We start from the raw sequence: 13,780 nt of genomic DNA on the forward strand, positions 1-13,780 counted from the left end.
TGTCCAACATTTCGTGCTGGAATTCGCCTGATCGGTCACACGAGAACAGCACTTGAGCATGCCATGACGAAAGGTCTTCACAAATGAAGATCACATGTCCGGATTGCAGTACGTCCTACGAAATAAAGGCGGAAGCTGTAGGCCAGCAAGGGCGCAGCGTCAAATGCGCCAAATGCGGCAACCGCTGGTTTGTTTCGGCCGATGACGACGATGCCGCCGAATTCAAGAATGCCGAAGCCGGATCGGCTGCAAAGCCCGACGAAGAAGACGCTGCCCAGGACGAGGCGGAATGGGCCGCAGACGCTGAAGCCGACAATGCGCCTTCGGACGATGCCAGCCAGCAGGATGACGAGGACTCATTCGATACCGACGATGAGGACGACGGCTTTTCGGCAGGTGATGACGATCCGCCTTCGACAAAAGACGAGGACAATTTCGCCGCAGACCTCGAGGCCGATGAAAACGGTGATGAGGACGACGGCACCGAGGACATCGAGTCGCAGGCCAAAAGACCGAAGATCATCGTCAATCCGGACAAGTTCCGGCGCAATCACATCGGCGCTGTCATCGGCTGGCTTGGGCGGCGAAACTTCAGACGGATCGGCGGCATCCTGATATTCGGTGTCGCGCTCGCCGTGGTCGCCTCGTTTGTGTTCCTGCGCGACGGCATGGTCAAACAGTCGCCAGACCTGGCCAGCCTCTTCCAGATGATCGGGTTTGACGTCAACTTGCGCGGGCTGGAATTCAGGAACCTGCGCACCTTCTCTGAAATCGAGGCAGGCAAGCAGATCCTTGTCGTGGAGGGTTCGATCCGCAATCTCCTCGATGAAGCCAATCCCGTTCCCGCCGTCCGGCTGTCGATTCGCAATTCGGATCTCCAGGAGGTATACGCCTGGACCGTGGAGCCCCGGACCAAGGCGCTCAACGGGCTCGACGAGACCCGGTTCAGGACGATACTGGCCGATCCTCCGCAGGACGCTTCCGATATTCAGGTCCGTTTCATAGAGCGCGGGCAACGCCAGATAGTACTTGAGTGACCATGACGACAAACATTCACACGCTTTTCGACGAAGACGCCATCGCCATGCGGGTCGCAGCGCTTGCGCGGGAAATTGCAGAAGGCCAACCCAGGGATCTGCTGGTCGTTGCAGTGCTGAAAGGCAGCTTCATTTTCGCCGCTGACCTTGTCAGGGCCATGCACCGTGCCGAACTGGAGCCCGAGATGGAGTTCATCCACCTGTCTTCCTACGGGGCCGGCACGGAAGGGTCGGACAACATCCGCGTGTTGCGCGATGTTGAAAGCGACGTGACAAATCGTGACATCATTCTGGTCGATGACATCTTAGAATCGGGCCGCACGCTGGCCTTCGCCCGCGAGCGGTTGATGGAGCGCGGGGCACGCTCCGTCAAGATCGCGGCGCTGCTGGATAAGCCCGAGCGCCGCAAAGCTGCCATATCTGCAGACTATGTCGGGTTTGCCTGTCCTGATAAGTTTGTCGTCGGATACGGTATGGATATGGGTCACGCGTGGCGGCAGTTGCCCTTTATTGGATATGTTGCACCTTCTGAAAACGAAGCGGCAGCTGACGGCAAGACAGGAGAGTGAGCATGTCTCGCATTCTTCTCACGGAAGACGATGACGCGGTAAGAAGCTTCGTGAAGCGCGCGTTGGAGCTTGACGGACATACGGTCAGCGTCGCCGAGGATGGCGGTGAGGCCGTCGAAGTGCTCACCCGCGAAAAAGGCGGCTTCGACCTGCTTGTGTCCGACATCAAGATGCCGGTCATGGATGGCATAGCGCTCGCGCTGCACACGGCGCGCGATTTTCCGGACATGCCGATCCTGCTGATGACCGGCTTCGCCGATCAGCGCGAAAGAGCCAACGGATTGGACGCGCTGGTACATGACGTGATCACCAAGCCGTTCTCCCTCGCCGATATCCGCAAGGCGGTGCGCGATGCCATCTCAGGCGTTCTGCCGGAGGACACGCGCAGATACGCGTAAGCCCATGGACGTATCCATCAATCGGGACCACAAGTCCTCGCGAAGCAACCGGCGCATGCGGTAGCACCGCATTGACCTGGCCTGTCCCATCTTCTACCACGCAGGCATGATCACCTTCGCGCTTGCGGTCTTCTTCCTCATCATTACACCCGGACCCGGCGTCCTGTCCGTCGCCGGCGTCGGCTCGGCCTTCGGCTTTGCTGCAGGCGCGCGCTATATCGGCGGATTGTTTGTCGGCACCAATCTTGTTGCACTTGCGGTCGTCTCGGGAATGGCGGCCGTGATTTTGGCAAACGAGAACATCAGGGCCGTCCTCATGGTCGCGTCGATGGGATATCTGGTCTATCTCGCCTACAAGATCGCGTTTGCCGGTTCGCGCATCGGCTTCAGCGAGGCCAAGACGGCCCCCGGCTTCTGGTCCGGCATAATCCTGCAAACGGTGAACCCGAAGGCCTACGCGGTGAACACCGCGCTCCTGACAGGTTTCGCGTTCTGGCCGGAGAGCCTGTTTATTGAAACGGTTCTGAAGTTCCTGATCATGAACATGATCTGGTTGCCGATCCATTTCATCTGGCTGTACGCCGGGATGGCATTGCACCGGCTTGATCTCGACCCGCGGGTGCAGCGCCGCATCAATTTTGCGATGGCCGGGTCGCTGCTTGCCGTCGTTGCGCTGGCATTTCTCGCAACGGACTGAAGGCCCCCCGGGATCAATACCGCTTCAGCAGCCGCTCCAGATAGTCCAGTTCCAGTTGCGGCCGCGACGGATCGGAGAAGCGTCTGCGCAGCTCCTCAAGAATACGCCGGGCACGCTGCACGTCGATTTCGTCCGGGATCTGCACCCGGTTGTTGAAATCGGGGCCTTCGGTGCGCCGCGGGCGCCCAAGCGGATCTTCGTCAAGCGGCGAGGGCCCGTTGGGGTTCCCGGCGCCTTCGCCCTGTCCCATCATCTGTTCGGTCATGCTCTGGGCACCGCGGCGGAGTGCATCAAGGGCATCGCCCTGCTGTCCGAGCGCCTGCTGTCCTTGCCCCTGGCCGAGCGATTGCTGGGCATCTCCCATGGATTCGCCCGCCTGGCCGAGCGCCTCGTTCTGGCCCATGCCGTTCTGACCGAGCTGATCCATCAGCTGTTGCAGCTGCTGCGCCAGATCGCCCTGGCCCTGTTGCAGCTGCTGGAGCATCTGTTCCAGTTGCTCCTGGGTCATCTGCTGTCCCTGGCCTTGTTGGCCCTGTTGCTGCTGCCCCTGCTGCTGATTGCCGCGCTGGCGCTGCTCGTCCTGATTGAACCTGTGGGTTTCGTCCATCAGTTGCTGCTGCTGCTGGATCATCTCGCCAAGCTGGTTGAGCATCTCCATCATTTCGCTGTTCATGCCTTCAGGCATCATCTGCGGCCTGCCGGCCTGAAGGTTTTCCAGCATCTGCTGCATCTGCGCCAACAGCTCGCGCGCGGCATCCCGCGATCCGGTCCGGGCAAGTTCCTCGATCCGGTCCAGCATCTCGCTCAGATCCTGCTGATTGAGCGTCTGCTGGTTGCCGTCGAAGGGCTGCATCGCCTGGGGGTTCTGCCGCATCTGCTCCGCCAGCGCCTGCATGTACTCGTTCAGTGCCTCGCGAAGCTCCTGGGTCAGCTTGGCGATTTCCTCATCGCTCGCGCCTTCTTCCAGCGCCTTGCGCAAGGCCTCCTGGGCATCTCTCAGCTTGCGCTCGGCGGCCGACAGGTCTCCGTCCTCGATCGAGAGCGCCAGGTCCCACAGCAGTGGCAGCATGGCCTTGAGATCGTCATCGGTTTCCGCATGGATCAGTTCGCCATAGGCAAAGCGCATGCCCAGGTAGTTGCGGGCCCTGAAATCGAAAAGCTCCGGCGCAAGCATCAAGGCGTCCATCGCCGTGATCACCTGCGCATGGTTCTGCGCATCCAGAGCAAGGTTCCGGCGCTGTTCGACAATTGCCCGCGCCAGCGGCTTGGCAAAGCGGCGCTGCGGCAAGGTGATGCGATAGGGCGGGGAAAGTCCTTCCTGAGACGCCTGATCGCGGGCAAGCAGGGTCAGATCGACTTCAGATCCCGCCCAGGGATGTGACGTCAGATCCCGGATCGTCTCGGCTGTCTTGGCCGTTCCGGTGCGCGGCGGCAGGGACAGCGGAAACTGCGGCGCCTCGACAAGCGGACGGGGGACCCGGTCCTGATGATCCGGGTTGGGCAGGGGCGTAATGCGCGCCTCGGCGGCGACAACCCCGTAGTCGTCATTGACCAGATAGGAAAACTTCAGAGCCCCGCTCAATTGCGCTTCCGGGTCATCGACAAGGCGGATTTCGGGCGCGTGGTCCGGCTTTACCGAAAACACGAACCGCAGGAACGGTTCTTCCGGCGCATCCGTGTTCGCAAGCTCGACGACGCCGGTGGTTTCGAGCGTCAGCCGCCGTTCGACCGGCAGCAGCCTGGCAAGCTCGGCATCGGTTTCCTCACCGATCTCCTGGTCCGGTTCAACCACATTCGGCTCGGTTTCATCCGGGCCGGCGAATGTCATGCTGATTTCCTGCGACCCTTGCGACCGCACAACAAGAATAGAACCCTCGGGCACGGATATGGGTGCCCCTGCCTCGCGCAGCTGTGCACTCTCGCCGGTGAGATAGATCGGCGGTTCGCTGGTGTAGATCGGCGGCGTGACCCAGGCGTCCAGCCGGCTCGGCGGTTCGACCGTCTTGAACGGGTTCTGGAACGCCGACGTCAGACGTCCCACATGATCGCCGTGCGCCGCGCCGAACCCGATCACGAGCAGGCAGGCCGCGAGAACCCGAAGCGCCCACGGATCCCGGCGGAACGCCTGCGGATCCGGTGCTTTGGAGCGGATCGCCGCAACGGCCTCCGCAGTCCGCCGCTGATGCAGCGCCCAGATAGCCCGGCTTTCCGGGTTGTCGGAACCGACCGAAAGGTCATCCTCGAGCGCGGTCAACGGCCTGTGCTTGTAGCCCGACGTCTTTTCGACACGCTGCAGCGCGTCTTCGCGCGAGGGCCATTTGAGCTGGAAAAGATCTCTCGACGCCCAAACGAGCGCGGCCGCGAACAGAGCGATCCCGACCAGTCCGATCCAGACGGGCAGGACCATCCAGAGCCCGAGCCAGGACAAGCCAACATAGATACCGACAACGACGAGCAAGGGCAGCAGAGCGCGCCAAAACCGTTCAACGAACAGCGCAACCCGGCTTTGGCCTATGAGTGTATCGAGGCGTGACTGGATATAGTCCCGCCAGCCGGCCGCACCGGGATCTTTCGATCTGCCTGCATCCTGATCGCTGTCTTTCGGGCTCAAAGGCACCTCCGGTTCATACCCCGAGGCTTGAATGTCAGCGTCGGGATCGGCCCACCACCTTATAAAGTGAGGCATAAGGAGCGATCCGGCAACAGGTCGGAACAACTAATTCCGCGCCGATTGCGTCACGAAGCCTTGAGCCAATCCGGCATCCGATCGAGTCCAAGCAGCTCTTCATAGGAAAGACGCGGCCGTACGACAGCGAATTGATCTGCGTTTACGAGGACTTCCGGGATCAACAGACGTGAATTGTAGGTGCTTGACTGGACCGCGCCGTAGGCACCGGCGGAATAGATCGCAAGGATATCCCCAGCCTCCACTTTTGCCATGTCCCGGTCCTGGGCGAGAAAGTCCCCGGTTTCGCACACCGGACCGACGATATCGGCCCTGATTCGATCAAGATCGCCGATATCCTCCTTCATCGGCCGGACTTCGTGATGGGCCTCGTAGAGCGTTGGCCGGATCAGGTCGTTCATTGCCCCGTCGACAATGACGAACGTCTTGTCGGCCCCTTCCTTCACGTAGATCACGCTGGTCACAAGGATACCGGCATTACCAGCGATCAGACGGCCCGGTTCGAACATGACCATGCAGTCGAGTTCGCGAACGTGTTTCTTGACCACTTCCGCGTAGGCGTCCGGGTGCGGTGGGGGATCGTTGTCGCTGACATAGGGAATACCCAGCCCGCCGCCCAGATCGACATGTTCGATCTTGTGACCCTGGCCGCGCAGGTCGGAAATCAGCTCGCCAAGCCGGGCGAACGCATCGTCAAACGGCCCAAGCTCGGTGATCTGGGACCCGATATGCATGTCGATGCCGGTGACCTCGATGCCCGGCAGCTTCGCCGCATGTGCATAGACATCCCGCGCGCGCTGCCACGGAATGCCGAACTTGTTCTCCGCCTTGCCGGTCGCGATTTTCGCATGGGTCTTCGCATCCACATCCGGATTGATGCGCATGGAAACCCGCGCAGTGCGGCCCATTTCACTTGCAACGCGCGAAAGCTGCAGCAGTTCAGGTTCCGATTCCACATTGAAGCAGAGAATGTCTTCTTCCAGCGCGTAGGCCTGTTCGGCCTCGGTCTTGCCGACGCCGGAAAACACGATCTTGCTGGCGGGAACGTCCGCGGCCCTGGCCCGTCGCAGCTCGCCTTCGGACACCACATCCATACCGGCACCGAGCTGCCCGAGCGTTTTCAGGACGGCCTGGTTCGAGTTCGCCTTCATCGCGTAGCAGACCAGCGACGGAATATCGTCAAATGCCGACGCAAACACCTGGTAGTGTCGTGTCAGGGTCGCGGTCGAGTAGCAATAGAAAGGCGTGCCGACCGTGCGCGCAATCTCTTCGACTGCGACATCCTCGGCGTGAAGCGCGCCGTTTTTGTAATCGAAATGATGCAAGACTGCCTCGCTGAGCTGTCTGAATGCCGTGGGGACCGGACTGCGATCCCGATCCGCGCTGCGGTTGATGTCAGTTGATCAGGAAATCCAGAAAGAAGGTCCTGTCGTCGGTTTCCGGTTCAAGGTCCGGCGGTGCCGGAGCTGTCGCCGGATCCAAGGGCTCCGACAGGGTGTTTTGTTGCTCCACCGGCGTCCCGGGTGCATCCAGTTCGCCCTTCCGGCCGCATGCAGCCAGGGTCGTGCTCAGACACAGACAGACCACCGCCAGAGTTCTGATCCGGATCACCATGCGACAATTGCCCTTTTCGGAATTCACCACGTTCAGTCTTCTCCTCGCACGGCAAGAGCCATTCGGCAAGACCATAGAGTTGTTTGGCCCCTGCCGGAGAAGGGATTGGAGCGGCGTCTAGTCGCGGGAAAGATCCTTCAGCCACCGGCGCGCCTGCTTGCGGACATTGACCGGCGATGTGCCGCCGTAACTCGTACGGCTGCGGACCGACTTGTCCACCGACAGGACCGAGAAGACTTCTTCGGTGATCTTCGGATCGACCTGCTGCATGTCCTCCAGCGGCACCTTGTGCAGTTCGACTCCCTTTTCCACGGCGAGACCGACGATGCGGCCCGTCACGTGGTGGGCATCGCGAAACGGCATGCCGAGCACGCGCACCAGCCAGTCGGCGAGATCGGTCGCGGTGGAATAACCCGATCCGGCGGCCTTCTTCATCGACTTGGTGACCGGTTCGAGATCGCGCACCATGCCGGTCATCGCGGCAAGGGCGAGTGAGACACTGGCCAGACCGTCGAAAGCCTGTTCCTTGTCTTCCTGCATGTCCTTGGAATAGGCCAGCGGCAGGCCTTTCATCATGACCAGCAGCGCCTGCAGCGACCCGTAGATACGCCCGGTCTTGGCGCGCACGAGCTCCGCAGCATCCGGGTTTTTCTTCTGCGGCATGATGGAGGAACCGGTTGAGAACTTGTCAGAAAGCTTCACAAACCCGAATTGCGCCGAGCACCAGACAACGATTTCCTCCGCAAGCCGCGACAGATGCATTGCCGTGAGAGATGCCGCTGCGAGCGCTTCGATCACGAAATCCCGGTCGGACACCGCATCCAGCGAATTGGCCGTCGGCCGATCAAAGCCCAGCGCTTCGGCGGTCATCCTGCGGTCGATCGGAAAGGACGTACCCGCCAGTGCCGCGGCGCCGAGCGGACATTCGTTCATCCGTTTGCGGGCATCGCGGACGCGGCCGCGGTCGCGGGAGAACATTTCCACATAGGCAAGCAGATGGTGTCCGAAGGTGACGGGCTGTGCGGACTGGAGATGGGTAAAACCGGGCATCACGACGGCAGCATGCGTTTCCGCCTTTTCTGCGAGAGCCTGCATGATCTCGCCAAGCTGCTGGTCCAGCGTGTCGAGCGTATCACGGACCCAGAGACGGAAATCCGTTGCCACCTGGTCGTTTCGGGATCTCGCCGTATGCAGGCGCCCGGCCGCCGGACCGATAAGCTCTGCAAGACGCGCTTCCACATTCATGTGGATGTCTTCAAGCGCACGCGAGAACTTGAATTCGCCTTTTTCGATTTCTGACAGGATTGTGTCTAGACCCCCGACGATCTTGTCGGCATCGTCGCGCGTGACAATCTCTTTTTCAGCGAGCATGCGCACATGGGCTTTCGAGCCGTCGATGTCCTGCCTATATAGCTTCCGGTCGTAGTCGATAGAGGCATTGATCTCCTCCATGATGGCGTCCGGTCCTTCGGCGAACCGGCCGCCCCACATGCGATTGCTCATGTCCTGTCCTTTAAAGAGGCGCCCCTTGCGAGGTGTGAACGAATGAATAAGCCAACCGAACCCGTCAAGAGCTCCAGACGCGGCGTGATTCTGGCCGGTCTCGCTGGTGCGGCAGCTGCTGTAGCGGCTCTATACGTGATCGCCGGTCCGAATGGCAACATCGCCAGTGCGCAAAGCTGCACTGCGGCCCTTTCGGCCGCCGCCGCTGCAAAGCCCCATGCCAAGGGTGAAGTCGCCGCCTTCCTGCCGGCCAGCGAGCCGCTGGGGCTGAAAAGCCTCGCGTTCAAGGGTCCGGACGGTCAGGATCTGACCATGGAAGATTTCAAGGACAAGACGGTTCTGCTCAACCTCTGGGCCACCTGGTGCGCACCATGCCGCGAGGAAATGCCGGCCCTCGATCAGCTGCAGGCAGATCTCGGAGACGACTCCTTTGAAGTCGTGGCGGTCAGCCTTGATCGCGGCGGCCCGGAAAAACCGAAAAAGTTTCTCGATGAAATCGGTGTCGGCAACCTGACATTCTATCAGGACAGTTCGAACGGCCTTTTGAAGGACCTGCGCAAGGTCAGCCGGGCCACGGGCCTGCCGACGACAATCCTGATCAATGAAGAGGGGTGTGAGGTCGGCACCATGTACGGACCGGCCCATTGGGCATCCGGTGAGGCAAAGGCGCTTATCCGCTCAACGCTCGGGAAAGAGGGCGCCTGACGGTCAGACTGTGATGTCAACCGCCTCGCCGAGACCGGGGATCTTTCGGTTTTCGCGGCGGTCTTCTTCCCGGGTTGCCTGCGCGTCCTCGAGACGGCTCGCGACCTGCTGTTCCTGCTCCGCCTGGTCCTTGACCGCATTGAGCGCAAACTCGTTCCGGATCTTGGCAACGTCATAGGACGCGGAAGAACTGTCTGAAACTGTGGTCATGCCTTCAAGGCCTCATATCTGGTGCGGGTTAAACCGAAATATCGACCCTGGTGCCGACCCCGTCTTCCGGGCTGCGGTTCTGCGCGCGGTTTTCAAGCTTCTGTGCCTGGTCGCTCAGAAACTCGGCACGGCTCGTGCTGAACTCGGCCTGTCTTTGAACAGTTTCGGCGGCAGCTTCTGACTGGCGCGCACTGAGAACCTTCACCTGCTCGGCGGTCTTCTCGATACGGGAAGTGCTGAGCGACGGCTGAAAGGCCTGTGTGGATGCGCTTGCGATTGCCTCAGACATTTTTGGTCCAAACACGGAATTCAAGTCAAACACCAGTTTGCACCAGCACCTTGAATTAAAACGTAAAAATCAGGTTGTTCCTGAGTTCTTACTCAAGAAGAAACTAAATAATTCCGGAGCATTAATTTAAAAATTTACGATTTTCCGGGCAAGTGTCTGAGGCGTTTACTCAGTTTCGCGCGAGGCAATTTGCGACATCTGATACGTGCCCCTGAAGAAACAGCGCGGCGACCCTCCGCAGGCGCTGATTTTCGCGTGCGTGCCGTTGACCGGATTAACGAATTGGACAGTCGGTTTTCCGTCAGGCCGTCACGTCGACCTGCGTTCCAAGTCCCGGAGGAGGGGCGCTTGTGGCGGATTCGAGGTTGGCGGCGCCCTCCTGCAGCAATGCAACGAGATTTGCATCCTGCTGGGCCGCGATCTTGAGCATCTCCGACTGCAAGGCCTGCTGCGTCTGCGCCTGCGTCGTTGCGGCGTATGTGCTGGCGATGCCGGCGCTGTCCATCGATGCTCTTTTCTGTTGCCGATTTCAGGGATCTGGAACGTAGCTTGCCTGCCCTTAAGCCCGCGTTAACAAAACTCTAAGCGAAACCAGAAGGTTTTAACTGTCGGCGGTGAGCGCCTTGCGCCGGATCTTGCCTGTGCGGGTACGCGGCAAGTGCTGCAACGCCTTGTAGATCCGGGGCCGCTTGTAGTCTGCAAGCGAAGTCGCGGCGAACGTGGCCAGATCTTCTTCATCGAACAACTCCGGATCATTCGGAACGATGAAGGCGGCAATCAGGCTCACGCCCGGCCGGATCTCTTTTTCCGTAACCGCCACTTCCTGCACGTTGGGGTGATCGAGAAGCACGCGCTCCACTTCCTCCGGAGCAACGCGGTAGCCGAAGGCATTTATCAGATCGTCGGCGCGCCCTTCATACCAGTAGTAACCATCGTCATCCCGGCGCATCCGGTCGCCCGTCACAAACCAGGGCCCCTTGAAAGCTGCGTGCGTTTCCTCGGGCCGGTTCCAGTAGCCGAGCATCAGTCCCGGCTCGTCGCGATGCACACATAGCAGGCCGGTCTCTTCCGTCCCGGTCTCGGCCATGCCGGCACCCGTTTCCTTCAGCAGGGCGACTTTGCGGCCGGGCTGCGGTTTCCCTGTCGCGCCCGGCTTTACGGGAACAGCCGGACCGCTGGACAGATAGGTCGACACCTCGCTCATTCCGAGGGCCTCGTAGAGCTCCCGGCCCGTTCGCTCGCGCCACTTCGCATAAAGGTCAGCCGGCAGACCCTCTCCGGCGGTCAGCCCGTGCCGAAGACAGGGAAAGGAATCCTTCGAGACCGCGCCATATTTCAGGATCCTGCGATAGAGACTTGGAACCGCCGCAAAAAGGGTTGCCCTGCTGGCTTCCAGGATTTCCGGCCAGACTTCGGGATCACGCGGCCCCTTGTAAACGACGCTGGTCGCCCCCTGGATCCAGGGGTCCATCAGCCCAACGGTCAGGGTGTAACTCCAGTTGAACGCGCCGGAGTGAAGCAGCCGGTCATTGGAGGACAATCCGATCCAGCCGACATGAGCTGCAAGCCGCGCAGTCGCTGATCGATGGGCATGCAACACGCCTTTGGGCGTCCCGCTCGTTCCGGACGTATAAATCAGAAACGCGGGGTCTTCGTCTTTCGCGACGGCGAATTCGCCGGGCGCGGCCGTCTTGAGATCTTCTATCGCGCCCGGACCCAGGAGAGGCGCTGCCATTGCCTGCGGAACGGGGCCTTCACCATCATGAAGGACAAGCCTGGCACCACTGTCCTTTAGAATTTTGCCGACTTCACCTGCCGTCAGCTGATCCGAGGTCGGTATAGGCACGAAACCGCCGGCAATGGCACCGAAATACATCAGCGGGAAGTCGCTGCTGTGGCCAATCCTCAGGAGAACCCGGTCGCCTGCGTTCAGGCCGCGGGCCCTGAGGCCCGCCGCCACCGAAAGAACGGCCCGCCGAAGATCGCCGAAGGTCCAGATTTCCTCGATCTCGCCGCCCGGCCCGACGACTTCCAGCGCGGTCTTGGACACGTCCGCATGCGCATGCGTCAGACAGAACTCGGCAAGATTCATGACATCTAGCGGGTCGGAACCGGCGTCTCCCCGCGATAGTCATAAAAGCCGCGCTGGGTCTTTCGTCCCAGCCATCCGGCCTCGACATATTTCACCAGCAGCGGGCAGGGCCGGTACTTGGTGTCTGCAAGACCTTCGTAAAGCACCTGCATGATCGAAAGACAGGTGTCGAGACCGATAAAGTCGGCAAGCTGCAGCGGACCCATCGGGTGGTTTGCGCCGAGCCGCATGGCCTTGTCGATCGACTCCACCGACCCGACGCCTTCGTAGAGCGTGTAGATCGCTTCATTGATCATCGGCAGCAGAATGCGGTTGACCATGAAGGCCGGGAAGTCTTCGGCGACGGCAATCTGTTTTCCGAGCCGGACGCAAAAACCCTTCGAGGCCTCGAAAGTCTCGTCTTCCGTCGCTATGCCCCGAACCAGCTCGACAAGCTCCATGATCGGGACCGGGTTCATGAAATGAATGCCGATAAACCGTTCCGGGCGGTCCGTTGTCGCCGCAAGACGGGTAATGGAGATCGAGGATGTGTTGGTGGCCAGGATCGCTTCCGGCTTCAGGATCGGACAGAGCTGCGCGAAGATCTTGCGCTTGACCTGTTCGTTTTCAACCGCTGATTCGATCACCAGATCCGCATCCGCGAGCTGGTCCAGTTCCTCGATCGGCTTGATCCTGTCGAGAGCCGCGTTCCGCTCGTCTTCCGCAATCAGGGATTTGCTGACCTGCCGCGCCATGTTGCCGTTGATCGAGGCAAGCCCCGATTCGATACGCTCCATCGAGATGTCGCTCAGGCCAACGTCGAACCCGGCAAGCGCACATACATGCGCAATTCCGCTGCCCATCTGACCCGCGCCGATCACGCCGATTTTTTTGATTTCGACTGCCATCCTGAACTTCCGTCTGAGAGAAACACCCGGTGAACCGGTTTGCGGCTATTTTTGGCAAGTCTTGAGCCGAACAGCAAGAACCCCGGAGCGAAAACTCGCAATCACCCCGGGGTCCGTGATCAATTTGCCGCAGGTTTTACTCGACCGCGGCCTTCAAATCCGGCAACACGTCGAACAGATCGGCAACAAGGCCGTAGTCCGCCACCTGGAAGATCGGAGCTTCCTCGTCCTTGTTGATCGCAACAATGACCTTGGAATCCTTCATGCCCGCAAGGTGCTGAATCGCACCGGAAATTCCGCAGGCAATGTAAAGATCCGGAGCAACCACCTTGCCGGTCTGCCCGACCTGCCAGTCGTTCGGTGCATAGCCTGCATCGACGGCGGCACGCGAGGCACCGACAGCCGCGCCGAGGGCATCGGCGACAGGCATGATGACTTCCTGGAATTTTTCTTCAGATCCGAGGGCGCGGCCACCGGAAATGATGATCTTCGCCGAAGTCAGTTCCGGACGGTCGGATTTGGAGAGTTCCTCGCCGACAAACTCCGAAAGACCCGTGCCATCGGTGCCTGCGATGCTCTCGATCGCGGCAGATCCGCCCTCTTCCGCAGCTGCGAATGTGGACGTGCGCACGGTAATCACTTTTTTCGGATCGCCCGACTTTACAGTCTGGATCGCATTGCCCGCGTAGATCGGCCGCTCGAACGTTTCGGCATCGATCACGGCGGTGATATCGGAAATCTGCATCACGTCCAGAAGGGCGGCAACGCGCGGAAGCGTGTTCTTGCCGTTGGCGGTTGCCGGGGCGACAATCGCATCATAGTCGCCCGCCATGCCGACGATCAGGTCGGCCGTCGGTTCTGCGAGCTGATGCTCAAGCGCGTCGCTTTCGGCGACAAGTACCTTTGTGGCACCCGCCAGCTTTGCGGCTTCCTCGGCAACGCCCTGCACGCCTTTTCCGGCCACGAGAATGTGTACGTCCGATCCGAGCGCCGCTGCCGCCGTCAGGGCCTTGGCAGTTGCGTCATTCAGAGCGCCACCGGCATGTTCTGCCACAAGAAGTGTTGTCATGTGTTCGTACTCCTGCAGCGGGTC

The 13,780-nt window shown here is 60.5% G+C and carries 15 protein-coding genes; 5 read left to right on the forward strand and 10 right to left on the reverse strand.

What is annotated here, in order from left to right; genetic code table 11:
- Positions 1 to 83: 83 nt before the first annotated feature.
- The 4 genes from RBB49_RS08390 to RBB49_RS08405 all read left to right on the forward strand — a co-directional run bounded on the left by RBB49_RS08390 (position 84) and on the right by RBB49_RS08405 (position 2,701).
- Positions 84 to 1,037, forward strand: a complete 954-nt coding sequence (locus RBB49_RS08390) for a zinc-ribbon domain-containing protein (RefSeq protein ID WP_306142271.1) — start codon at positions 84 to 86, stop codon at positions 1,035 to 1,037.
- 2 nt (positions 1,038 to 1,039) lie between these two features.
- Positions 1,040 to 1,606, forward strand: a complete 567-nt coding sequence (gene hpt / locus RBB49_RS08395) for a hypoxanthine phosphoribosyltransferase (RefSeq protein WP_306142272.1) — start codon at positions 1,040 to 1,042, stop codon at positions 1,604 to 1,606.
- A 2-nt stretch (positions 1,607 to 1,608) separates the two neighbouring features.
- A complete protein-coding gene (locus RBB49_RS08400; protein ID WP_306142273.1) occupies positions 1,609 to 2,004 on the forward strand; it encodes a response regulator in 396 nt (131 codons plus the stop codon).
- Positions 2,005 to 2,110: 106 nt separating this feature from the next.
- Positions 2,111 to 2,701, forward strand: a complete 591-nt coding sequence (locus RBB49_RS08405) for a LysE family translocator (protein WP_306142274.1) — start codon at positions 2,111 to 2,113, stop codon at positions 2,699 to 2,701.
- A gap of 13 nt (positions 2,702 to 2,714) precedes the next feature.
- Here the strand turns inward: RBB49_RS08405 and RBB49_RS08410 are convergent, their stop codons facing one another.
- The 4 genes from RBB49_RS08410 to argH form a co-directional block, all read right to left on the reverse strand.
- Entirely contained in the window at positions 2,715 to 5,312 is a 2,598-nt protein-coding gene (locus RBB49_RS08410) for a TIGR02302 family protein (protein ID WP_306142275.1), read from the reverse strand.
- Positions 5,313 to 5,437: 125 nt separating this feature from the next.
- Entirely contained in the window at positions 5,438 to 6,712 is a 1,275-nt protein-coding gene (gene lysA / locus RBB49_RS08415) for a diaminopimelate decarboxylase (RefSeq protein WP_306142276.1), read from the reverse strand.
- A 70-nt stretch (positions 6,713 to 6,782) separates the two neighbouring features.
- Positions 6,783 to 7,031 carry a lipoprotein gene (locus RBB49_RS08420; RefSeq protein WP_306142277.1) on the reverse strand — a complete coding sequence of 83 codons (249 nt, stop codon included), beginning with the start codon at positions 7,029 to 7,031 and terminating at the stop codon, positions 6,783 to 6,785.
- 87 nt (positions 7,032 to 7,118) lie between these two features.
- A complete protein-coding gene (argH, locus tag RBB49_RS08425; RefSeq protein WP_306142278.1) occupies positions 7,119 to 8,504 on the reverse strand; it encodes an argininosuccinate lyase in 1,386 nt (461 codons plus the stop codon).
- 42 nt (positions 8,505 to 8,546) lie between these two features.
- Between argH and RBB49_RS08430 the strand changes: the two genes are divergently transcribed.
- Positions 8,547 to 9,209 carry a TlpA disulfide reductase family protein gene (locus tag RBB49_RS08430; RefSeq protein ID WP_306142279.1) on the forward strand — a complete coding sequence of 221 codons (663 nt, stop codon included), beginning with the start codon at positions 8,547 to 8,549 and terminating at the stop codon, positions 9,207 to 9,209.
- A gap of 3 nt (positions 9,210 to 9,212) precedes the next feature.
- Here the strand turns inward: RBB49_RS08430 and RBB49_RS08435 are convergent, their stop codons facing one another.
- From RBB49_RS08435 to RBB49_RS08460, 6 genes are all read right to left on the reverse strand, one after another.
- Positions 9,213 to 9,419, reverse strand: a complete 207-nt coding sequence (locus RBB49_RS08435; RefSeq protein ID WP_306142280.1) for a hypothetical protein — start codon at positions 9,417 to 9,419, stop codon at positions 9,213 to 9,215.
- Between the two features lie 28 nt (positions 9,420 to 9,447).
- Positions 9,448 to 9,708 carry a hypothetical protein gene (locus RBB49_RS08440; RefSeq protein ID WP_306142281.1) on the reverse strand — a complete coding sequence of 87 codons (261 nt, stop codon included), beginning with the start codon at positions 9,706 to 9,708 and terminating at the stop codon, positions 9,448 to 9,450.
- Positions 9,709 to 10,009: 301 nt separating this feature from the next.
- Positions 10,010 to 10,213, reverse strand: coding sequence for a hypothetical protein (locus RBB49_RS08445; protein ID WP_306142282.1), 204 nt, complete (start codon positions 10,211 to 10,213; stop codon positions 10,010 to 10,012).
- Positions 10,214 to 10,309: 96 nt separating this feature from the next.
- On the reverse strand, positions 10,310 to 11,800 hold the full coding sequence (locus tag RBB49_RS08450; RefSeq protein WP_306142283.1) for a class I adenylate-forming enzyme family protein: 1,491 nt from the start codon (positions 11,798 to 11,800) through the stop codon (positions 10,310 to 10,312).
- A 5-nt stretch (positions 11,801 to 11,805) separates the two neighbouring features.
- Complete coding sequence (locus RBB49_RS08455; RefSeq protein ID WP_306142284.1) at positions 11,806 to 12,687, reverse strand: 3-hydroxybutyryl-CoA dehydrogenase; 882 nt, start codon at positions 12,685 to 12,687, stop codon at positions 11,806 to 11,808.
- 136 nt (positions 12,688 to 12,823) lie between these two features.
- Positions 12,824 to 13,756: an electron transfer flavoprotein subunit alpha/FixB family protein gene (locus tag RBB49_RS08460; protein WP_306142285.1), complete on the reverse strand. Its 933-nt coding sequence runs from the start codon at positions 13,754 to 13,756 to the stop codon at positions 12,824 to 12,826.
- Positions 13,757 to 13,780 lie beyond the last annotated feature (24 nt).

This window comes from Roseibium sp. MMSF_3412, from assembly GCF_030733265.1.
Classification (GTDB): Bacteria; Pseudomonadota; Alphaproteobacteria; order Rhizobiales; family Stappiaceae; genus Roseibium.

Bases quoted from the DNA above. Each gene is read 5' to 3' on its own strand.
- RBB49_RS08390 (WP_306142271.1), top strand. From the start codon at position 84: ATGAAGATCACATGTCCGGATTGCAGTACGTCCTACGAAATAAAGGCG.
- hpt (WP_306142272.1), top strand. From the start codon at position 1,040: ATGACGACAAACATTCACACGCTTTTCGACGAAGACGCCATCGCCATG.
- RBB49_RS08400 (WP_306142273.1), top strand. From the start codon at position 1,609: ATGTCTCGCATTCTTCTCACGGAAGACGATGACGCGGTAAGAAGCTTC.
- RBB49_RS08405 (WP_306142274.1), top strand. From the start codon at position 2,111: ATGATCACCTTCGCGCTTGCGGTCTTCTTCCTCATCATTACACCCGGA.
- argH (WP_306142278.1), bottom strand. From the start codon at position 8,504: ATGAGCAATCGCATGTGGGGCGGCCGGTTCGCCGAAGGACCGGACGCC.
- RBB49_RS08430 (WP_306142279.1), top strand. From the start codon at position 8,547: ATGAATAAGCCAACCGAACCCGTCAAGAGCTCCAGACGCGGCGTGATT.
- RBB49_RS08435 (WP_306142280.1), bottom strand. From the start codon at position 9,419: ATGACCACAGTTTCAGACAGTTCTTCCGCGTCCTATGACGTTGCCAAG.
- RBB49_RS08440 (WP_306142281.1), bottom strand. From the start codon at position 9,708: ATGTCTGAGGCAATCGCAAGCGCATCCACACAGGCCTTTCAGCCGTCG.
- RBB49_RS08445 (WP_306142282.1), bottom strand. From the start codon at position 10,213: ATGGACAGCGCCGGCATCGCCAGCACATACGCCGCAACGACGCAGGCG.
- RBB49_RS08450 (WP_306142283.1), bottom strand. From the start codon at position 11,800: ATGAATCTTGCCGAGTTCTGTCTGACGCATGCGCATGCGGACGTGTCC.
- RBB49_RS08455 (WP_306142284.1), bottom strand. From the start codon at position 12,687: ATGGCAGTCGAAATCAAAAAAATCGGCGTGATCGGCGCGGGTCAGATG.
- RBB49_RS08460 (WP_306142285.1), bottom strand. From the start codon at position 13,756: ATGACAACACTTCTTGTGGCAGAACATGCCGGTGGCGCTCTGAATGAC.